Annotated in this window: 18 protein-coding genes; 9 read left to right on the top strand and 9 right to left on the bottom strand. The window is 68.1% G+C overall.

The window, feature by feature from the left end:
• Positions 1 to 45 precede the first annotated feature (45 nt).
• Both GNT64_RS00795 and GNT64_RS00790 read right to left on the bottom strand, forming a co-directional pair.
• Complete coding sequence (locus GNT64_RS00795; RefSeq protein WP_197277214.1) at positions 46 to 1,065, bottom strand: LysR family transcriptional regulator; 1,020 nt, start codon at positions 1,063 to 1,065, stop codon at positions 46 to 48.
• Positions 1,066 to 1,304: 239 nt separating this feature from the next.
• Positions 1,305 to 3,686, bottom strand: coding sequence for a TonB-dependent receptor (locus tag GNT64_RS00790; protein WP_197277213.1), 2,382 nt, complete (start codon positions 3,684 to 3,686; stop codon positions 1,305 to 1,307).
• A 294-nt stretch (positions 3,687 to 3,980) separates the two neighbouring features.
• Here GNT64_RS00790 and GNT64_RS00785 point away from each other — a divergent pair, with 294 nt between their 5' ends.
• From GNT64_RS00785 to GNT64_RS00765, 6 genes are all read left to right on the top strand, one after another.
• Positions 3,981 to 4,709, top strand: a complete 729-nt coding sequence (locus tag GNT64_RS00785) for a flavin reductase family protein (RefSeq protein WP_156677802.1) — start codon at positions 3,981 to 3,983, stop codon at positions 4,707 to 4,709.
• 11 nt (positions 4,710 to 4,720) lie between these two features.
• Complete coding sequence (locus GNT64_RS00780; protein ID WP_231639166.1) at positions 4,721 to 6,151, top strand: aldehyde dehydrogenase family protein; 1,431 nt, start codon at positions 4,721 to 4,723, stop codon at positions 6,149 to 6,151.
• A 43-nt stretch (positions 6,152 to 6,194) separates the two neighbouring features.
• Positions 6,195 to 7,301: a cupin domain-containing protein gene (locus GNT64_RS21460; protein WP_231639165.1), complete on the top strand. Its 1,107-nt coding sequence runs from the start codon at positions 6,195 to 6,197 to the stop codon at positions 7,299 to 7,301.
• A 13-nt stretch (positions 7,302 to 7,314) separates the two neighbouring features.
• Positions 7,315 to 7,551: a tautomerase family protein gene (locus tag GNT64_RS00775; protein WP_156677801.1), complete on the top strand. Its 237-nt coding sequence runs from the start codon at positions 7,315 to 7,317 to the stop codon at positions 7,549 to 7,551.
• A 177-nt stretch (positions 7,552 to 7,728) separates the two neighbouring features.
• The gene (locus GNT64_RS00770; RefSeq protein WP_231639164.1) at positions 7,729 to 9,036 is read left to right on the top strand and encodes an MFS transporter; all 1,308 of its coding nucleotides are present in this window, start codon (positions 7,729 to 7,731) and stop codon (positions 9,034 to 9,036) included.
• A 166-nt stretch (positions 9,037 to 9,202) separates the two neighbouring features.
• Positions 9,203 to 9,445: a hypothetical protein gene (locus GNT64_RS00765; RefSeq protein WP_156677799.1), complete on the top strand. Its 243-nt coding sequence runs from the start codon at positions 9,203 to 9,205 to the stop codon at positions 9,443 to 9,445.
• Positions 9,446 to 9,475: 30 nt separating this feature from the next.
• Here GNT64_RS00765 and GNT64_RS00760 read toward each other — a convergent pair whose 3' ends face one another.
• Positions 9,476 to 9,931 carry a nuclear transport factor 2 family protein gene (locus GNT64_RS00760; protein WP_197277210.1) on the bottom strand — a complete coding sequence of 152 codons (456 nt, stop codon included), beginning with the start codon at positions 9,929 to 9,931 and terminating at the stop codon, positions 9,476 to 9,478.
• A gap of 224 nt (positions 9,932 to 10,155) precedes the next feature.
• Here GNT64_RS00760 and GNT64_RS00755 point away from each other — a divergent pair, with 224 nt between their 5' ends.
• Complete coding sequence (locus GNT64_RS00755) at positions 10,156 to 11,646, top strand: hypothetical protein (protein WP_156677797.1); 1,491 nt, start codon at positions 10,156 to 10,158, stop codon at positions 11,644 to 11,646.
• Here GNT64_RS00755 and GNT64_RS00750 read toward each other — a convergent pair.
• The 5 genes from GNT64_RS00750 to GNT64_RS00730 all read right to left on the bottom strand — a co-directional run bounded on the left by GNT64_RS00750 (position 11,630) and on the right by GNT64_RS00730 (position 17,133).
• On the bottom strand, positions 11,630 to 12,472 hold the full coding sequence (locus GNT64_RS00750) for a TorF family putative porin (protein ID WP_156677796.1): 843 nt from the start codon (positions 12,470 to 12,472) through the stop codon (positions 11,630 to 11,632). The genes GNT64_RS00755 and GNT64_RS00750 overlap by 17 nt on opposite strands.
• Before the next feature lie 256 nt (positions 12,473 to 12,728).
• Positions 12,729 to 14,264 (bottom strand): SulP family inorganic anion transporter, encoded by a 1,536-nt coding sequence (locus tag GNT64_RS00745; protein ID WP_231639163.1) that lies wholly within the window; start codon positions 14,262 to 14,264, stop codon positions 12,729 to 12,731.
• Complete coding sequence (locus tag GNT64_RS00740) at positions 14,261 to 14,956, bottom strand: carbonic anhydrase (protein ID WP_156677795.1); 696 nt, start codon at positions 14,954 to 14,956, stop codon at positions 14,261 to 14,263. The genes GNT64_RS00745 and GNT64_RS00740 overlap by 4 nt, the downstream gene beginning before the upstream one ends.
• Before the next feature lie 128 nt (positions 14,957 to 15,084).
• Positions 15,085 to 16,398, bottom strand: coding sequence for an ATP-binding protein (locus tag GNT64_RS00735; protein ID WP_231639162.1), 1,314 nt, complete (start codon positions 16,396 to 16,398; stop codon positions 15,085 to 15,087).
• A 24-nt stretch (positions 16,399 to 16,422) separates the two neighbouring features.
• Positions 16,423 to 17,133 carry a response regulator transcription factor gene (locus GNT64_RS00730; protein WP_156677794.1) on the bottom strand — a complete coding sequence of 237 codons (711 nt, stop codon included), beginning with the start codon at positions 17,131 to 17,133 and terminating at the stop codon, positions 16,423 to 16,425.
• A 220-nt stretch (positions 17,134 to 17,353) separates the two neighbouring features.
• Between GNT64_RS00730 and GNT64_RS00725 the strand changes: the two genes are divergently transcribed.
• Together GNT64_RS00725 and GNT64_RS00720 are read left to right on the top strand one after the other, a co-directional pair.
• Complete coding sequence (locus GNT64_RS00725; protein ID WP_156677793.1) at positions 17,354 to 17,656, top strand: hypothetical protein; 303 nt, start codon at positions 17,354 to 17,356, stop codon at positions 17,654 to 17,656.
• A 112-nt stretch (positions 17,657 to 17,768) separates the two neighbouring features.
• Positions 17,769 to 19,160 (top strand): GntP family permease, encoded by a 1,392-nt coding sequence (locus GNT64_RS00720; RefSeq protein ID WP_156677792.1) that lies wholly within the window; start codon positions 17,769 to 17,771, stop codon positions 19,158 to 19,160.
• Between the two features lie 9 nt (positions 19,161 to 19,169).
• On the opposite strand, the gene GNT64_RS00715 is transcribed toward GNT64_RS00720, so the two are convergent.
• Entirely contained in the window at positions 19,170 to 20,783 is a 1,614-nt protein-coding gene (locus GNT64_RS00715; protein ID WP_156677791.1) for a GMC family oxidoreductase, read from the bottom strand.
• Positions 20,784 to 20,798 lie beyond the last annotated feature (15 nt).

The raw sequence follows: 20,798 nt of genomic DNA, 5'->3' as shown, positions 1-20,798 counted from the left end.
GGCCGAAGCGGCAGCTCGCCCCCACAGGCCGTGCGCGACGGCGGTTCATTCAGCGGCTTTCAGTCTCTCTCCGTCACGGTGCTGGGGCCGGTCTTCGCCCGCGCCGGGATCCACCATTTCCAATGTGGTCGCGCCATTGAAGCACCGCCGGACGAAATCGACGAACACGCCCACCTTCTTCGCCAGATAGGCCCTGTCCGGCACGATGGCATAGAGCGTGTGGGTCTGGGCGAGATGACCTTCAAGGACCGAGACGACCTCGCCCTCGACGAGGGCGGCCTGAACATAGTGCCTCGGCAGCATGGCGATGCCGATGTCGTTGCGAACCGCCTCGAGCAGCAGGTCGCCGCTGTCGGCGATCAGGCTGCCACGAACGCGGACTGGCTTGATGCCCTCGGACGATTGCATCGGCCAGAGCTCGTTGAACGTGTCGGTCCGCCCGCACAGGCAGTTGTGATACTGGAGATCGGCCGGTTCGACAGGAGTGCCGTGCGCCGCAAGATAGGCCGGTGACGCATAGATGCCGGTCTTCAGGCGGGCCAGGAAGATCGCGGTAAAACCGGGCGTGGCGTTGATGTTGACATCGTTGCTGCTCGCGATGGCGAGGTCGATACCGTCTTTCAGCATGTCGCGACGTTCGGCGGTCAGCATGATCTCGACCCGGAGCTGCGGGTAGGCTCTGAGAAATTCGGGGAGATTTGGATTGATGAAGCTGAGCGCGACGCCGGCGCTGAGCGAGACTTTCAGGTGCCCCCGCGCCTCGACCTTTGAACTTGAGGCCTCCGCCTCTGCTGCCTGAAGATCCTCCAGCACGGGGCGTATCTTGGCGTAGAAGACGGAACCCGCCTCCGTGACCAGAATGGTACGCGTATTGCGCTGGATGAGCTTCGCCCGGAGGCGGGCCTCCAGCGCGCTGATATGCCGGCTGATGCTGGGCGGGGATAGGCCGAGGCGCCGGGCGGCTTCGGAAAAGGCGCCGGCTTCGACGACCGCGACGAAGACTTCCAGTTCGAGGAAATCGGTGGCGACGCGGGAAGACACGGCGGCGCCGGTCGATGCCGTCATACGATATCCTGTCCCATGGCCGCGCCCCCTTTGACGGGAGCAAGCCTCGCCTAGCATGGTTCCCGTCGCCGCGCGATGGCGGGATCGCGCCCCCGTCAGCAAGGTTGGCGGGGTGCGCGCCGGAAAGTGCCGGGATAGCGCGCTTGTTTCGAAAAACGGACTTCTGTCTTTCGTTTCTCGAACGAGCGCGATGAGAGGCGTCGGGTGAGCAGTCGGCTCGCCTGAAGCTTCCGGCTCGCTCAATAGTGAGTGCTGAGACGCAGGCCGACCGTGCGACCACGGCTGATGAACACACTGAACGCACCCGGCACCAGCGGCGTCGCCGTTCCATATTCCTTGAACTGATAATCGGTCAGGTTTCGCGCGAACAGCGACAATTTCCAGCTCTTCGTCAGCGAAGACAGGCTGAGATTCGCATCGAGCAGGACGAATCCTTTCTGATCGCCGAGGGGATCGATACTGGTCGTCGTCGAATTATATCTGGTGCGGCCTTGTGCCGCCAGGCCGAACTCTCCGACAACGCCACCGATCTCCCGCGTATAGGTGGCGGCCACGGTGCCGCTGAACTTCGAGGAATAGGGGGTCGGCCTGCCTGAGAGATTCTGCTGGCACGCCGTCCCCGCAGGCGTGGCGTTCGCCTGCGCGACGGTGCAGACGCCGCGAGGGAAGTCCTGGAACTCGGTGTCGAGGTAATTGGCACTCACGTCGAGCCTCAGGTCAGGCACAGGACGATAGGATAAGGTCGCCTCGACGCCACGCGATTGTGCTTTGCCTACATTGGTCGTGAACACCGTATTCCCGATGAAGGACGATGTCTGCAGGTTCTTGATGGTCGACCAGAAGCCGTCGAGGGAATATTCAAGCTTGCGATCGCTGGAAACGCCCTTGATGCCCACCTCGTACGAATTGGCGCTTTCCGGCCCGAAGCGGGCGCCCTGCGGCGTGGCACCCGTCGCCGCCGATCCGCTATAGTTGATGTCGACGCCGCCCACCTTGTTGCCTTTGACGAACTTGGCGTAGAGCATCGTGAGGCTGTTCGGCTTGAACTGGGCTATCACCTGCGGCTGGAAGTGATTTTCCCGCACAGGGATGTCCTCGAACGTGTGGACAATCGAGTTGAGCGCACCTGCCAGCACGGCGTTGCGCGCCGGATTGACGAACGACAGCAAGGTATCGCGCGTCGTTCCGGAGGTGATGTACGGGACCAGGTTCGTGGCCAGCGCGGATTGATCGTTCTTCTGACGAATGATCGAGTAACGCGCGCCGGCACTGATACTCAGCTTGCTGGTGACGTTCGCCGTCAGATCCGCAAAGCCGGAATAGCTGTCGCTGCGCTGGTACAAGGATGTGTACTTGCCGACGGCCGGCGCCGGCAAACGGTAGAATGGAAGGTTGAAGTTCGTCAGCGTCACTCCATCGAAACGGTAATTCTCATAGTAGCCGCCGACAGTATAAGACAATATACCCACTTCGCCGCTATAGCGAAGCTCCTGGCTGAACTGACGATATTTGATGAAGAGGGCTACCGCCAGATCCGGATTTCCCGATGGGCTGTTGACGTTGCTTGCGACGCTCGTGTCGACGTAGCCGGTCGTGGAGGTAAGGATATCATCGCCGATCGATTGCGCCACGGTCATCTGATAGGTCTGATTTCTGACCTTCTGGAACTCGTTGGCGAAGAACGGGGCCGTATTATAGGGATCGACATGGCGGTCATCGAGCGTGACGTCCGGAAGTTGTCGGGCCGGATTGGTGCCTTGCGTGATCGGCTGAAACGACGAACCATAGTCCGCCGTGCGATCGACCTCCGCCTTCAGGTCGACGGTGGTGCCGGATGCCGGCGTAAGCCGAAGCGAAACGCGCCCCGCCCAGTTCCGCAGCCGCGGATCATATCGTCCGTTGATGGTATTGAAGAGCCAGCCCTTGTCGAGACGCTGGAGGAAGCCGGCCGCGCGTACACTCGCCCAATCGTTCAGCGGTACAGTGACGCCGCCGTCAAGCTGCGTTTCATTGTAATTGAACTCGTAAGACGCCGATCCGTCCGCGCTCAACGTCGTGCCGGGCCGCCTCGTCACGATGTTCAGCGCGCCCGCCGTCGTACTGTTGCCGTACAGCAGCACTTGCGGGCCTTTCAGAACCTCCAGCTGCTCGATATCGAACAAGGGGAGGCGGGCGTGAACGTCGCGGCCGTAAGATATATTGTCCGTGAACTTGCCGACCGATTGGGCGAAGGTGGTGCCGTATGTGCCGAAACCCCGTATCGCGGCCACAGGCGCGGCGGCGGCAAGCGACAGCTGGAAGTTCGGCACAAGCGTCGTCAGGTCGGTCAGGCGGACGACGTTGTTCTGCGACAGCGTGGCGCCCGACACAGCGACGATCGCGACCGGCACGTCGCGCAGCCGCTCCTCCCGCTTGCGCGCGGTGACGACGATGTCCTGCAGCCCGGATTCCGCCACGGCCGGATCGTCAGAAGCGGCAGCGGATGCGACGGGTGTCGAAGCCTCGGTAGCGACCGGCGGTGTCGCCGACTGCGCGAAGACAGGAGAGGCCAACCCTAGAAATGACGCGGAGCCGAGCGCAGACAATTGTAGCCGACGTAAGCGGCGCGATACTCTTTTCATACATCCTCCCTCTATTTTCTCCGCGACCGCTCTCTGAGTTCGCCGCCCTCCACATGCCATCTGCAGTATGCGAAAATGGACGAACGCCGTTGATCGTCAGCCACGCAACAATCTTGCGGACGGTGCACGCCTTCAACCCATGCCCCGCAAAAGAGTGTTTTTCGCCGCGCTGGTAATGGGCGCGGCCGGCAGCGTCGCGCGATGCTGATCCGCAGAAGAGAGACTTTCGCGAAATGCGGGTTCCGCCTCCGGGGGTTAGTTCCGATATCTCCTCCAAGGTTTCGCACCACCTGGATGCGCGGCGATGTCGGATCGCCGGGGGCGGCAGTCGGCCGGGCCCAGACCGTTGGAGAGCGAGACCTTGCAGTGAGACCGGCCCCCACCGACCAGACGCACGATCGCGAGCGTTTCCACAGCTACGTGCCGATCGAAGGGCATGGGTTGGCGTTCGACCCGCTCAAGGCGATCGTGGCACCGCGGCCGATCGGCTGGATCTCGTCCGTGGACGCGGACGGAAAAGCCAATCTGGCGCCGTACAGCTACTTCAATCTGTTCTGTAACAAGCCGCCGCTGCTCGGCTTCTCCAGTCAGGGCGTGAAAGACAGCCAGCGCAACATCCTTGCGACGGGCGAGTTCGTGTACAATCTTCCCACGGCGGCCCTCGCGCGCAGCGTCAACCTGTCGGCGATCGATGCCCGGCCCGGCCATAGCGAGTTCGAGATCACGGCGCTTGAGCAGATCCCGTCGGATCTGGTGCGGCCGCCCCGCGTCGCGGAGAGCCCGGCCGCCTTCGAGTGCCGGCTTACCCAGGTCGTGACGTTGGCGGGCGTGGACAAGGTCGCGACGAACTGGACGCTGATCCTCGGTGAGGTCGTGCGCGTTCACATCAATCGCGACTACATCGTCGACGGCAAGTTCGACACGGCGCAGGCGCGTCCCCTCGCCCGCTGCGGTTACGCCGACGCCTATTCGGTGACGGAGGAGCTGCTGTTCATCGATCCTCCGCAGTGGCCCGGCCGGTAGGAGCACCAGCAGTGACGGACCATTTCAGCCTGCTGATCGGCGGAGCACTGGTGCCGGGCGACGACGTCATGGACATCGTCAATCCGGCAACGCTGAAGATCGTCGGCAGAGCGCCGCGTGCGTCGCGCGCTCAGCTCGATCTCGCGATCGCCAGTGCCGCCGCGGGATTTCCGCTCTGGCGCGACACCCCGTTCGCGGTGCGGCAGACGATGCTGGTCGCGATCGCTGATGTCATCGACCGCGAGCGCGAAATGCTCGCCGCGCTGCTGACCCAAGAACAGGGCAAGCCGATCGCGCAGGCGAGAGTAGAGGTGTCGCGCGCGGTCGAGGCGTTCCGGCACTTCGCCACCCGCTCGCTCGCGCCTGACATACTGGTGGATTCGTCCGCCCGCCGCGTGGTCGCGCGACGGCGGCCTCTCGGGGTGGTCGCGGCGATCACGCCGTGGAACTATCCGATCAGCATCATCGGCTTCAAGGTGCCGCCCGCGTTGCTCGCCGGCAACACGGTGATCCTGAAGCCGGCCGCGACGACACCGCTGACTACCTTGCGTATCGGCGCGCTGATCAAAGACCTGCTTCCGCCAGGCGTGCTCAACATCATTGCCGATGCCAACGATCTGGGCGGGCTCCTGACCAGCCACCCGGCCGTGGCCAAGGTGTCCTTCACCGGCTCGACGGCCACCGGCAAGAACGTGATGGCGTCTGCCGCCGCGTCGCTGAAGCGGCTGACGCTCGAACTTGGCGGCAACGACGCCGGCATCGTCCTGGACGACGCGGATCTTGATCACGTGGCCCCGAAGATCTTCGAGAGCGCCTTTCGAAACAGCGGCCAGCTCTGCGTCGCGATCAAGCGGCTATACGTACCCCTGTCGATGTACGACGGCATGTGCGACCGGCTGGCGGCCCTGGCCGATGACGCGCGCCTCGGTGACGGCCTGGATCCCGCAACCACGATGGGCCCGGTGCAGAACGAGGCGCAGTTCATCCGGGTTCGGAACCTGATCGCCGGTGCGCGCGACTATGCCACCGTGCTCCCGTCGCGCGCCGCGCCGGCATCCGGTTACTTCGTCAGCCCGACCATCGTGAGGGACGTGGAGGAGGGAACCCCGCTCGTCGACGAGGAGCAGTTCGGGCCGGTGCTGCCGGTCCTCCCCTATCGAACGACCGACGAGGCGATCGCCCGCGCGAACCGATCCAGCTTCGGGCTCGGCGCCTCCTTGTGGTCGACGGGTGCTGACCGCGCCGACGCCCTCGCACCGCGGCTCGACTGTGGGACGGTGTGGATCAACAAGCATTCGGAGCTGCTGCCAAGCGTTCCGTTCGGCGGCGCGAAGGAGTCCGGGCTCGGCGTGGAGTCCGGCGACGACGGGTTGCGGGCGTTCACCCAGCTTCAGATCATCAACGCGACTGGCAGGCCAGAGGGTCTCGCCGCGCTCGGCTGACATCCGCCTCCGGGAACCCGGCAGAAGATCAAGGACAATCACCGTGGAAGCCACATTTTCCGATCTCAGCGGCTACGATGCTCCGGGTATGCATCCATGGGCGCCGATCGTGGTCCGGCGCGCCGATATCGAGCGCCACATAGACGATCTCGCGGCGGCGGCGGCGCCGGACCGGGGCATCAGGGCGGTCCGCATGGTTCATCCCCAATCGCCGCCCAACGTGCACGCGCTGGCACCGACGATCGCCTGCGAGTTGCACGTGCTTCTTCCAGGCGAAACGACCGCGCCGATGCGGCATAATGCGGCGGAGGTTTCGCTGTGCCTGCGCGGGCGCGGCCAGGTGACGATCGGTCGCGAGATCATTCGGTTCGTCCGGAACGACGTCTGGAACGCGCCGGCGATGCATTATTTCTCCTATCGCAACGCCGACACCGAACTGACTGCGTGGCTGACCTTCTCCAACGCCGCCCTGCTCGAAACGATGGGCATCCATTATGTCGAGCATGCGGCGGCGCCCGCGGTGCCGCATACGGAAGCCCTTGAGGCCGGATCGGAGACGGCCGCCTCGCCGGAGCGGAAGCTGCCGCCGCCGATCTTCTTGGAAAACGGCACACAGATGCTGACCTACGAGCATCTGGTCGCGCCGGAGATTGTCGAGAACCAGGCGCATCATTGGCGATGGGACGACATCGTTCCGTTTGCGCACGAGATGTTCGATGGTGACAAGAACAGGAACTTCGGCCGACGCGGCATCTTCGCGCTATACAATCCGGCGACCGGCCGCCTGAAAGGCGCGACCCACTCCTTCTTCGCCGCATGGGGCTATCTGCCGGGCGACGTCATCGACTTTCCGCATCGCCACACCTCCAGCGCGATCGTCTACTGTATGGAGGGCGACCAGATCAGTGAAGTGGATGGCCAGCGTCTTTACTGGGGGGCGGGCGACATCGCCTATACGGCCCCCAACTGGGCCGCGCATGCAAATGGCAGCCAGCGCGGATCAGTCAGTTTCATCGTCCAGGATCACCCGCTCCAGATCGGATTGGAGGCGCTGCTGTGGCAGGAAGGCGACGACAAGCCGATCCGGTTGCTCGGTGGCGAGCAGGGCTTCGTGCCCGACGACTCCGTCGTGCTTGGCGGCGCGGGCTGACAAAGGAGCGGGCATGCCGATCGCAGACATTCGCATCGCCACTGGCCGACCGCGTGAGATGATCGAGGCGATGGCGCGGGCCGTGACCCGGACGATCGTCGAGACGCTTGGCGCGCCGGTTGAAAGTGTCCGCGTCGTGGTGACGGAAGTCGAACCCCATTCCTGGTTCGCCGGCGGCGTATCGCTTGCCGAGAGGGCGGAAGCCCTCGCCGCAAGGCAGGCGGCCGGCAGCGCCGAGACAGGCTCATGATTTATCTCGACGACAACCGCGCCGTCAGGATCGACACCGCCGGTCTCGTCACGTGACCGGCGTCGACGTGCGCGAGATGGTCGATCCCGGCGCCCTGCCCCCGCCCCACCGGCGCGGACGCTCGGTGACGGCGGACGGATGGTCTAGAACGGATGCCACGCCGCTTCGCCGGTCTTGGTGAACCCGGCCGAAGTGGAGACGCAGCTTGTGATCGAGACCCGGAACGCAGCAGAGGGTGCGGACCCCCGCCGCCCGCTGCGCCAGCGCCAGATCCGCGTTGTGGTGGCAGCCCTGATCGGCCTCGCGACCGGCCTGGTCGGCTTGTTCGTCGGTACGACGTCCCTGTTCGTCAAGCCTATCTCCGCAGACTTCGGCTGGTCCCGCGCCACTACGTCGGCGGCAACGGCCGCCGCGCTGCTCGGGCTCGCCTTCGGGGCACCGGTCCAGGGGTTCGTGATCGATCGTTTCGGTCCGCCGCGCGTCATCCTCGCGGCCACCATCGCTCTGGCCACGGCCGTCGCCTGTCTCAGCGCGCTTCCTTCAAGCGCCACCGCCTTCTCGCTGACCTGCCTGCTGATCGGCGCCCTGGGTGCCGCGACGAGCCCGACCGGCTATCTGAGCTTGGTCTCCGGATGGTTTGACCGCCGCCTGGGACTTGCGCTGGCCTGTGCCATGGCTGGCGTCGGTCTGGGGCCGGCGATATTCGCGCACCTGATCGAGAGCGTCATCGTGGCCGATGGCTGGCGTGTCGCCTACCAGGCGATGGCCGCGATCATGCTCGCCGGCGGCATCCTCGCGCTGACGATCGGCAAGGTCGGCGTTCGCGATTACGGAACGGGTATCGCCCCGCGCGATACGGGTCGGGACGCGGACACGCCATTCCGCGTCGCGATCCGCGATCGCCGGATGCTCCTTCTGATCGTCGCCATTGCCTTGGGCTGTGCGAGCGGACTTGGCATGACATATCATGTCGCTGCCATGTTGGACGATCGCGGGCTCGATCACGGTGCCGTGATAATCGTCGTCGCCGCCAACGGCATGGGGCTGATTTTCGGGCGTCTGGTCGGCGGCCCTCTGCTGGATGCGTTGCCAATCCGATATGTCGGCGCGGGCGCCTATCTTCTCGGCGCTGCGGCTACGCCCCTGCTTGCGCTTGATATCACGCGGTCGTTCCCGGTGCTGGCGGGTGCCGGCTTCATGCTCGGGCTCGCGCTGGGCACAGAAGGGGATCTCGCGGCATTTGCGATCCGCCGCTACTTCGGGGCGAAAGCCTTTGCCGCGCTCTACGGGTGCCTCTTCATGGCATATTCGCTGGGCAGCGTCGCCGGCGTGATCCTTTGCGGGCGTCTCTTCGATGTGAGCGGAAACTATGCTTTGGCCGGCTATGCGGCCCTGACCGGCTTCCTGATCGCAGCCGCGCTGATGTCCCTGCTGAGCAAGGCCGGCGCGCGATCACCGATGAAGACCGCCGTGTCGAAATCCTAGCACCGCCAGCCAGCGCGGAAGATAGACGACCATTTCGCGTTTCGATGTGTTCGAAGGCGCATGACATCGGTTCCGCCGCGGCCGTCCTCGACGATCGTGTCGGCGGCAGCGCCGGAACGACGCGGCGGCGTGCATCGTTGGCGACGCAGCGACAGGAGACAGGCAGATGGAAGAGAAGCGCCCCGGCCAGGCCCCCGAGGCCGATCGCCCGGCCGAAGACCCGCAGCAGAACCGCGCCGCCCGCCCCGGCGGCCACGCCGCCGGCGGGCTCGACCCCACCGCGCAGGATCGCGACCTGGTGCGCGAGGCGGACGCGCGCGCGGCGCGGACCGCGCAGGCGCTGCGCGAGGGCGGCTTCGGCGATCACAAAGGCGTCGAGGGGTTCCCGGCGATCGACCGGGAGGACTGACGCTGGCCGCGCCCGCGCCCGATCCCCGCCTCAGTCCCGCGCGTGCACCGCGGTCACTTCCGGCGGCAGCGGCATGATCGTCGATTCGGCGAAGCTGGCGATCTTCCAGCCATCCTCGGTGCGGACATAATCGAGGAAGTAGCGGACATAGACCTGGATCTGGGTGCCGTCATGCGATGCGCCCAGGCCGATGATGAAGGCGCGGCAGGTCGCCTCATTCTCCTCCAGCCGGTCGACGACGAAGTTCGTGCAGGCGTGGCCGTGATGGGTCATGTCGGCGAACACCTGGGTGAAGAAGCCGCGCATCGCCTCGCGCCCCTCGAAGCGCGGCAGGCCGATGCCGCCGAGATCGAACACGGCGTCCTCGGTGAAGCAGTCGAGCAGCCCGTCCATGTCGCTCAATGAATCGACCGCCGTGCAATAGGCGATCAGCCGCTCCTCCAGCGCGTTGCGATCGAGGAGGTAGGCGAGGTCTCTCGGCTTCATGGCGGTCCTTTCCCTGGGCCACGGCGTGCGCGAACTCCATCGAGCATCGGCCTGGTCGAGCATGTTCCGGAGGGCCGCGCACCCTCTCCTTTCGTCGGGTCGCGCGGTCGCGCGCGGCGCAATAGCCTCCGCACGATCGCGCCCTGGCCGCCCGCCGCCCCACGGTGAAGGGCTTGTTAGCAAAGCCCGCCTTAAGAACGCAGCGAACGGATCGGAGGCGGCGCTTGGCCGGAATCTGGGGATGGCTGCTCGCACGGCCGGGCCGGGCGCTCGCCTTGCTCTACGCAGGCGCGCGGCTGGCGCTGCTGGCGCTCGGCTGCCGCTTCGATGCGACCAATCTCGCCAGCTGGATGCAGATCGCCGACGTGGCGCTGCTGCGCGATCATCTGTGGCGCACGCTCTGGTATCTGCACAGCCAGCCGCCGCTGTTCAACCTGATCGTCGGCCTTGCCCTGCCGCTGGCGCCGGACGGCTTCGGCTGGGCGCTGGACGCCTTCTACGCCGCCGTCACCTTGGGCGGCATCCTCGCCTTCCACGCGCTGGCGCGGGATCTCACCGGGCGGCCGGGGCTGGCACTGCTGCTCGCCGGCTGGTGGTGCGTGTCGCCGGCGGTGCTGCTGTTCTCGCAGAAGCTCTATTATGACGGGCTGGTGCCGTGGCTGCTCTGCATGGCGCTGTGGGGCTTGCACGGCGGCGTCGCGCGCCGTTCGGCCGGGCGGCTGGCGTTCGGCTTCGCCGTGCTGGCGGCGGTGGTGCTGCTGCGATCGATGATCCACCCGATCGTGTTCGCCGCCGTCGCTGCCGCGTGCCTGCTGTTCGCGCGCGGCCAACGGCTGCGGGTCGCTGCCGCCGCGGCGCTGCCGGCGGCGGCGATCGCGGCGGTGATCGCCAAGAACCTGCTGCTGTTCGGCGTCGCCGGGCTCAGCAGCTGGGCGCCGTTGAACATCGATCACACCACGGTCGATCGCCTGCCGCCGGCGCTGCGCCGGGCGATGATCGCCGACGGCCGCCTCTCGCCCCTGGCCGTGATCGACGGCCTCTCGCCGCCGGACGCCTATCTCGCGCTGCTGCCACCGATCGCCGCCACCGGCGAGCCGAGCCTGGACGCCGTGCGCAAGTCGACCGGCGACTATAACTGGAACCACATCGTCTACACCCGCATCGGCGCGGCGCGCACGGCGGACGCCAGGGCGGCGCTGCGGGCCGATCCGGCCGGCTTCGCCCGCGTGCTGGCCACCTCCATCTACCACTTCCACCGCCCCGCCAGCGAGTTCAAGGGGCTGGAGCGCAACCTGGCGATCATCGCCCCGTGGGAGCGGCTGGCGAACGCGACCGTCGGCCTGCAACCCGTCGCCTGGTTCGGCGGCACGCTGGATCCGGGCCGGCCGCAGGCGCCGCTGCTGCAGATGGCCTATGGCAAATGGCTCGTCACGATCGGCTTCGCTGTGGAGGGGCTGCTGCTGGCGCTGGCGCTGCTGGCGGCCGTGCGCGCCCGCCGCTGGCCCGATCCGCGGGTGGCGACGGAAGCCGCGATCCTGATGATCGGCGGCTTCGTCATCCTCGTGTCGAGCAGCTTCGACGTGTGGGAGAATAACCGCGCCAGCTTCGATATCGCGCCGCTGCTGCTGCTGGCGGCGGTGCTGGCGGCGACGCGGATCGCCGCGTGGCGGAGGGGCGGCGGCGTGCCGCCCCGCCCGCTCAGAAGGCCGCGGTGATCGAGAACACCACGGCGGCATCGGCGATCGAGCCGGCGCCGTCCTGCCCGCGCGAGAAGCTGGGCTGGAGGTAGGCGGACTCGCGCTTGGAGATGTCGGTATCGACATAGGCGACGCCGATCGTGATCGGCAGGCTGGGGATCACATAGTCGGCGCCGACCAGCCAGTCCCAATATTCGCCGGTCGGGGCGACGGAGGTGGCGAACGGGCCCAGGCCCTTATTGCCGTTCGAATAGCCGATATGGCCCTTCAGCGTGAGGCCGGTGTTCGGCACGCCGACGCTGCCGTCGCCCCACAAATACAGGTTGTCGTTCTTGTCGCCGGGATCGTCATAGACGCCGTTCGCCGCGGAGGTGCCGTTCAGATACCAGGCGCCCAGCGCCTCCTGCTTGGGCGCGTAGGCGGCGCCCGCGGTGAGGCTCACCGGGCCGATGGTGCCGGAGAGCTTGGCATAGGGCTCGATGAAGTCGGTGTTGTCGAAGCCGCCCGGATACATGTACCAGGTGGCGCCCACGTCCACCGTGGCGCTGCCGAACGTCTTCTTGAAGCCGGCGATCAGGTCCAGCTCCATGTTGGCGCCGCCGAACGTGCCCCAGCCGGACAGGTTCGAGCCCCAGGTGCCGACATACAGGCCGCTCTCGTGCGCGACGGTGAAGCCGCCCTGCACCGCCAGCTCCTTGTCGGACTGGGAGACGCCGCGGAAGCGGTATTCGGATACGAGGCCCGCTGAGCCAGAGACCTTGAACGGCGCGGTCGGCGCATCCTGCGCAGTGGCCGGCACCGCCGTCGTGAGAGCGAGTGCCGCGAGAGCAATCGAGTAGCGCATGGAACATTCCCCTTCTACGGTTCCCGTTCCTCCTGCATCCCTGCGCCGTGACCGCGTCTCGACCGCTCATGCGGCGGCGCAGCAATCGTCGGGGACGTGTCGAACTAGGCAGATATCGCCGGGACCAGAAGCGCGCTGATCGGTCTGCGCCCCGCTGCGGCTGGGGTTGTGTCCGGTGCAGCACGCTTTGTTGCTGCACCAGACATCCTCTCGTCCGGTGCGTGTCTCCGGCGTGACGAAATATTGCCGGCGCGGCTCAGGAGTGGGTGGCCAGCTTCGCCAGGTGGCCGGGCGCGCCCGCCACGTCCACCGTGTTGCCGGCCGCCCGCTTGCGGTTCAGCCACTCGCCGAGCATCTCGGCCGCGGTGTGATCGACCGCGTCGACGCCGACCATGTCCAGCCGCACCGGCCGGCCCTCGGGCACCGCGTCCAGCGCCGCGTTCAGGCGCGGCAGCGAGACGAAGGTGGCCGCGCCGTCCAGCGTTATCTCGCTGCCGGCCTCGTCGTGCCGCTGGTCCACCCGCAGGCGCAGACGGCGGACATGGGGGATCAGCTCGATCAAGGACAGGCCGAGGCCCACGAGCACGCCGGTCAGCAGATCGGTCGTCACCACCATCACCAGGGTCGCCGCCCAGATCAGCGCCGGTAGCGCGCCATATTGGGCGAACAGGTGGCGCACGTGGCTGAGGCTCACCAGCCGCCAGCCGGTGACGACCAGGATGCCGCCGAGCGCCGCCATCGGGATCTCGCGCAGCAGCCACGGCAGCAGCACGATGAAGCCCAGAATCCAGGCGCCGTGCATCATCGCCGAGGCGCGTGTCATCGCGCCCGCCTGCACGTTCGCCGAGCTGCGGACGATCACGCCCGTCATCGGCAGAGAGCCCGCCAGGCCGCACAGCATGTTGCCGATGCCCTGGGCGCGCAGCTCCTTGTTATAGTCGGTGCGCGGGCCGTCATGCATGCGGTCGACGGCCGCTGCCGAGAGCAGCGTCTCGGCGCTGGCGATGAAGGCGATGGCGATGGCCGTCGCCAGGATCGTCGGATCGATCAGGCGGGAGAGATAGTCCGGCCCCGGCGGCACGATCGCCGCGAAGATCGAGGCCGGCACCTGCACGCGCGACACGGCGAGGCCGAGGAAGAAGGCGACCAGCGTGCCCGCCACGACGCCGACGAGGGCACCCGGCACCAGCCTCATCGCCGCCGGGCGGAACTTCTCCCAGCCGAGCATCGACAGGATCGTGACGACGCCGACGAAGAAGGCGAGCTCGGCCGAGCGGATGTCCAGCGACAGGCCGAGCACGCGGCCCGGCATCGCCGCGACATTCTCCAGTCCGCTCGCCAGCGGCCGCGCATCGAACAGCACGTGGAACTGGCCGACGACGATCAGCACGCCGATGCCGGCGAGCATGCCGTGCACCACCGCCGGGGAGATCGCGCGGAACCAGCCGCCCAGGCGGAACAGCCCGGCGGCGATCTGGATCAGGCCGGCGATCACCAGGATCGGGCCGAGTGCGGAGAGACCCTGGTCGCGCACGATCTCGAACACGATCACGGCAAGGCCGGCCGCCGGGCCGCTCACCTGCAGCGGCGATCCGGCCAGCGCGCCGACCACGATGCCGCCGATGATGCCGGTGATCAGCCCCTTCTCCGGCGGCACGCCGGAGGCGATGGCGATGCCCATGCACAGCGGCATCGCCACCAGGAAGACGACGATCGACGCGGTGAAATCCCGCACGATCGTCCCCTTGGCAAAGGGCATGCCGCCGACGAGCGACGCGGCCGGGGCGGTCATTCCGCGGCGGCCGCGAATTCGACGCCGGAGGCCAGCCGCTGCCGGTGCGGCAGCGCGACCGGCAGCGCATCGCTCTCGCGCAGCGGCACGAAGCGGCCGGTCTCCCCGTCCAGGCCCAGCACCATGCCCTCGTTGATATCCACGAACCAGCCGTGCAGCGCGATCTCGCCACGGGCGATGCCCGCGGCGACCGACGGATGCGTGCGCAGGTGGGCGAGCTGGGCGACGACATTCTCCAGGCTCACCGCACGCACGCGCGCGACCGGATCGAGATCGTCATAGGCGCTCGACACCACCTGCTCGGCGGCGGAACTGTGCTTCAGCCAGGCCGCCACGTTGGGCATCTTCTCCAGCCCCGCCGGGTTGGCGACCGCCTTCATCGCGCCGCAGTCGGAATGGCCGCAGACGATGATGTCGCGGATGCCCAGCGCCAGCACGGCATATTCGACGGTCGAGGTGACGCCGCCGTTCTGCGTGGCGTAGGGCGGCACGATGTTGCCGGCGTTGCGGCAGACGAAGAGGTCGCCGGGCTCGGCCTGCATGATGTGCTCCGGCACGATGCGGGAATCGGCGCAGGAGATCATCAGCGCCTTCGGGCTCTGGCCGTCGCGGGCGAGGCGGCCGTAGAGGTCGCTCTGGTTGGGGAAGGTGTGCTTCTCGAAGCTGAAGACGCGTCCGATGAGCTCGTTCATGTCGCTACTCCTGATGGGTGCCGCGCCCGGGACGGAGTCGCGGTCTCTTGGAGTCCGGATAGCGACGATGCTTTGCTGCACATGCTCACGGCTGTAAGGAAGTGTTGCCTTCCCCGTGGGCCGATCGCTCAGCGCGGCAGGACGATCTCGGCGCGCAGCCCGCCTTCGGAACGGTTGCTCAGGCGCACGATGCCCTTCTCCAGCGCCACGAACCGCGCGACGATTGCGAGGCCCAGGCCAAGCCCCTGCGTGTTGCGGCCGCGCGCGGGATCCAGCCGGGTGAACGGATCGAGGGCGCGCGCGAGGTCCGCCTCCGGGATGCCCGGCCCGTCGTCGTCGACGCACAGGGTGACGTGGTCCGCGGCCTCCACCACCGTCACCGTCACGCGCTGGCCGTAATGCAGGCCGTTGTTCACCAGATTGCCCAGAGCGCGCTTCAGGCCGAGCGGGCGCACCGCCATCTCGACATGGTCGGCGCCCTCGTAGCGCGCATCGCCGCCGCGATCGACGACATCGTCGACGATCGTCGCGGCCAGCACCGCCACGTCGATGCGCTTGCGCTCCTCGGGATCGTTCTCGCCGCCGAGATAGGCGAGCAGCGAGGCGACCATGCCCTCCATCTCGGCCACGTCGCCCAGCATGGCCTGGCGCATCGCCGGCTCCGGGATCTCGTCGGCGCGCAGCTGCAGCCGGGCGAGCGGCGTGCGCAGATCGTGCCCCACCGCCGCCAGCGCCTGCGTGCGATCGCCGATCAGGCGGTGGATCCGCTCCTGCATGCCGTTGAACGCGCGGATCACGCGGCGCAGCTCGGCCGGGCCGCCCTCCGCCACCATCTCGCTGCCGCCCAGCCCGATCCGCTCGGCGGCATGGGCCAGCCGGCCCATCGGCCGCAGCAGCCGCCGCACCATCAGCCCGCCGAGCACGATCAGCGCGAAGGCCGGCACCAGCGCCAGCACGATCCGGCCGAGCGCCAGATCCCAGCCGTGGATGTGCCCGGCGGTACTGAACCGCAGCCACGTCCCGTCCCCCAGACGCAGCCCGCCGACGACGATGCCGCGCCGCCCCGGCGAGGTCAGCCGCAGCCGCAGGTCGGACGAGGCGAGCGTCGGCTCCCACGCCACCACCTGCCGCTGCATCTCGTCCAGCCCCGGCGCCACCGGCGGCGGCGCGGGGAAGCTGGCGCCCCAGCGCATGTCATAGCGATCGGTCGTCAGCCGCTCGGCCATCGCCGGCCGCTCGCGCCACGAGCGTTCCGACATCAGCTTGCGGGCGATCACCAGATGCTCGGCCAGCCGCCGCGCCTCGTCCTCGCGCACGGAGAAGCGGCTGGCCCGCTCGTACAGATAGGTGCTGGCGGCGAACTCGAAGATGGTCGTGAGCAGCAGGATCGCGAAGACGCGGCCGATCAGCCCCACCGACGGCCGCGCCCAGAGCCGCCTCACGCGACCCGACTCACGCCTCGCGCCTCACGATCGCTCGACCTCGACGTTGAGCATGTAGCCCACGCCGCGCACGGTGACGATCGGCGCGGACTTGCCGGCGCTGGAGAGCTTGCGGCGAAGCCGGCTGACAAGCACGTCGATGCTGCGATCGGACGAATCGCCCAGCCGCGTGCGCGAGAGCTCGATCAGCCGCTCGCGCGCGATCACCCGCTGCGGATGGTCCAGCAGGCTGGCGAGCAGGTCGAACTCGGCGCCGGTCAGGTCCACTACCGCGCCCCCGGGCGAGGTCAGCTCGCGGCGCGGGAAGCTCACCGTCCAGCCGTCGAAGCGGGCGAGGCCCTCGCCGCGATCGCCCTGCTGCCGCTCCAGCCCGCCCCGGCGCAGCACGGCGCGCACCCGCGCGATCAGCTCGCGCGTGCCGAACGGCTTGGCGATATAGTCGTCGGCGCCCAGCTCCAGGCCGATCACGCGGTCCGTCTCGCTGCCCTTGGCGCTGACGAAGATGATCGGCACGTCGCTCTTCTGGCGGATCAGGCGACAGAGCTCGATGCCGCTGGTGCCCGGCAACATGATGTCCAGCAGCACGAGATCGACCGGCTCCTTGTCGAAGGCCAGCCACATCTCGGGCGCGGAGGATGCGGGGCGGACGAGGTAGCCATTCTCCTGAAGGGCGCGGGTGGTGAGCGTGCGGAGGGCGGGATCGTCCTCGACGAGCAGGATGACGGGTGAAACCATGTCGGTCGAGTTAGGCAGGCCGGCAGGCACGGTCAACCGCCGCACGGCGCCGGGCCGCCCCGCCGGCGCCCCGCCCGGCCCGGCGCAACGATTTGTTACGGCGCGGCCATCCGCGTTGGCGCGCCAGCCACATGGACATGTTTCGTAACGCCCACGCGAAGGATCAGCAAAGCGCCGGTCCTACGTCTCCGGCAACAGACATCATCAGGAGACAAACGCCATGTTCGCCCGCCTCGCGCTCACCGCCCTCGCCGCCGCCACCGCGCTTGCCGCCGCGCCCGCCGTCGCCGGCACCAGCGTGGCCGACACCCATGTCGCCGTCGCCGGCCCGTCCGGCAAGGGCGCCGTCCACGCCTATCGGCCGATCGCCCGGGGCGACCGCAGCGCCGTGCTGCACACCATCCCGGCCGGCAAGATCAGCCACTGGCAGACCGCGCACAACGCCCGCGTCGCCGCCGACCGGGCGTCCGCCGCCCGCGCGGAACAGGTCGCGCTCGCCGGAACGCCCGCCGCCGCCGAGTGATCGTCCGCGCCCGGCGCCCCCACGTGGCGGCCGCCGGGCGCGATCCGCCTCTTGCTTATCCCCCACCTTCGCCTGCACAGGGCGGAGCGGGGTGGCATGAGAGGGCCGGGTGATGGACGTCGCGATCGCAGCACTGGCGCTGATCCTGCTGATGATCGCGGCCTATCGCGGCCTCAGCGTCATCATCATGGCGCCGCTGCTGGCGATGCTGGCGGTGTTCCTCACCGATCCGGCGGCCGTGCCCGCCGCCTTCTCCGGCCTGTTCATGGACAAGGTCGGCAGCTTCCTGCGACTCTATTTCCCGGTCTTCCTGCTCGGCGCCGTGTTCGGCAAGATGGTGGAGATATCGGGCTTCTCGCGCGCGATCGTGGCGGCCGTGATCGGCTTCGTCGGCTCGAAGCGGGCGATCCCCTCGATCATGGCGGTCACGGCGCTGCTCACCTATGGCGGCGTATCGGTGTTCGTCGCGGTGTTCGCCGTCTATCCGTTCGCCGCCGAGATGTTCCGCCGGGCGGACATTCCCAAGCGGCTGGTGCCCGCCACGATCGGCCTGGGCGCGCTCACCTTCACCATGGATGCGCTGCCCGGCACGCCGCAGATCCAGAACATCATCCCGGCCAGCTTCTTCGGCACCACCACCTGGGCGGCGCCGGTGCTGGGGCTGATCGGATCGCTGTTCATCGTCGCCATGGGCCTGCTCTATCTCGACTGGCGCCGCCGCAGCCTGGCCGCGGCCGGCGAGGGCTACGGCACCAACCTGCTGAACGAGCCGGACACGCACGGCGAGACGCCGGCCGTCCACCCGCTCGTCGCGCTGCTGCCGCTGCTGGTGGTCGGCATCGCCAACCTGGTGCTGACGATCGCCATCCCGCGCCTAGCGGGGGACAGCGTCACCCTCTCGCTGGTCGGGCTGAAGGCGCCGGTGGTGGTGGACGTGAAGCAGGTCTCGGCGCTGTGGGCGGTGGAAGGGGCGCTGCTGCTCGGCATCCTGACGATCGTCGCCACCGCCTTCCGCACCGTTACCGCCCGCTTCACCGAAGGGTCGAAGGCGGCGGTCGGCGGCGCGCTGCTGGCGGGCATGAACACGGCGGTGGAATATGGCTTCGGTGGCGTCATCTCGGCGCTGCCCGGTTTCCTGGTGGTGAAGGAGGGGCTGCGCGCCATCCCCAATCCGTTGGTCAACGAGGCGATCACCGTCACCACCCTGTCCGGCATCACCGGCTCCGCCTCCGGCGGGCTCTCGATCGCGCTGGCGGCGATGGCCGATCAGTTCGCAGCCGCCGGCGACGCGGCGGGCGTGCCGCGCGAGGTGCTGCACCGCGTAGCGGCCATGGCCAGCGGCGGCATGGACACGCTGCCGCACAACGGCGCCGTCATCACGCTGCTGGCGGTGACGGGGCTGACCCACCGCCAGGCCTATAAGGACATATTGGCGCTCACCGGCATCAAGACGGCCACCGTGTTCCTGGTGATCGCCGTCTACTATCTCACCGGGCTGGTGTGAGGCGGACGATCAGGCCAGGCGCGCCTTCAGGATCATGTCGGCGCCCTTCTCCGCGATCATGATCGTCGGCGAGTTCGTGTTGCCGGACGTGATCGTCGGCATCACCGAGGCATCGATCACCCGCAGCCCCGCCACCCCGCGCACCCGCAGTTCCGGGTCGACGACCGCCGCATCGTCCGTCCCCATGCGCGCGGTGCCGACCGGGTGGAAGATGGTGGTGGCGATGTCGCCGGCCGCCCGCGCCAGCGCCTCGGACCCTTGGATCTCCACGCCGGGGCGGAACTCCTCGGGGCGGTAGCGGGCGAGCGGCCGCTGCGCCACGATCCGCCGCGTCAGCTCGATCGATTCGGCCGCGACGATCCGGTCCGCCTCGGCCGACAGATAGTTCGGCCGGATCGCCGGCGGCACCGCCGGATCGGGATCGCCCACGTGGATCGAGCCGCGGCTCTCCGGCCGCAGGTTGCACACGCTGGCGGTGAACGCGGGAAAGGCGTGCAGCGCCTCGCCGAAGCTGTCCAGGCTCAGCGGCTGGACATGATATTGCAGGTTCGCCGTCTCCACCCGCGCGTTCGATCGCGCGAACAGGCCGAGCTGGCTGGGCGCCATGGACATCGGCCCCTTGCGGAACAGCGCATATTCCAGGCCGATCAGCGCCTTGCCGAGCCATGTGCCGGCGCGCATGTTCAGCGTCGGCACGTCGGAGACCTTGTAGGCGCAGCGTATCTGCAGATGGTCCTGCAAATTCTCGCCGACGCCGGCCAAGTGCAGCAGCGGCGCGATGCCCAGCGCGCGCAGCCGATCGCCGTCGCCGATGCCGGAATGTTCCAGGATCGCCGGCGATCCCACCGCGCCCGCCGCCAGCACCACCTCGCCCGCCCGCGCCAGCCACGTCGCGCCGTCCTTGGCGTAGAGGATGCCGGTCGCCCGCCCGTCGGCGATCGTCACGCGCTGCACCACCGCATGCGTCTCCACCGTCAGGTTCGGCCGGTTCAGCGCCGGGCGGAGGAACGCCTTGGCGCTGCTCCACCGCCAGCCGCCACGCTGGTTCACCCGGAAATAGCCCGATCCCTCATTGTCGCCGCGGTTGAAATCGTCGATCTTCGGGATGCCGGCCGCCTCCGCCGCGTCCCGAAAGGCATCCAATATATCCCAGCGCAGCCGCTGCTCGGCGACGTGCCACTCGCCGCCGGCGCCGTGATGCGCGTCCTCGCCGCCGAAATGATTCTCGGATCGGCGGAACCACGGCAGCACGTCGTCCCACGCCCAGCCGACATTCCCGGCCTGCCGCCAGCCGTCATAGTCGCGCGCCTGGCCGCGCATGTAGATCATGCCGTTGATCGAGGAGGAACCGCCCAGCACGCGGCCGCGCGGATAGTTCAGCGCGCGGCCGTTCAGGCCGGGCTCGGGCTCGGTGCGGAAGCCCCAGTCCGTGCGCGGATTGCCCATGCAGTAGAGGTAGCCCACCGGCACATGGATCCACAGCCAGTCGTCCTCGCCGCCGGCCTCCAGCAGCAGCACGCGGTTGCGCGGATCGGCGCTCAACCGGTTGGCCAGCACGCAGCCGGCACTGCCGCCGCCCACGATCACATAGTCGAAGTCGCCGCGCGGCCGATTGATCTGCATTCTTGAGCCATCCTC

It is taken from the genome of Sphingomonas profundi, from assembly GCF_009739515.1.
GTDB classification, from domain to species: domain Bacteria; phylum Pseudomonadota; class Alphaproteobacteria; order Sphingomonadales; family Sphingomonadaceae; genus Alterirhizorhabdus; species Alterirhizorhabdus profundi.
Note: the sequence above shows the minus strand (reverse complement) of the source record. Positions and strands in the feature narration are given on the sequence as shown.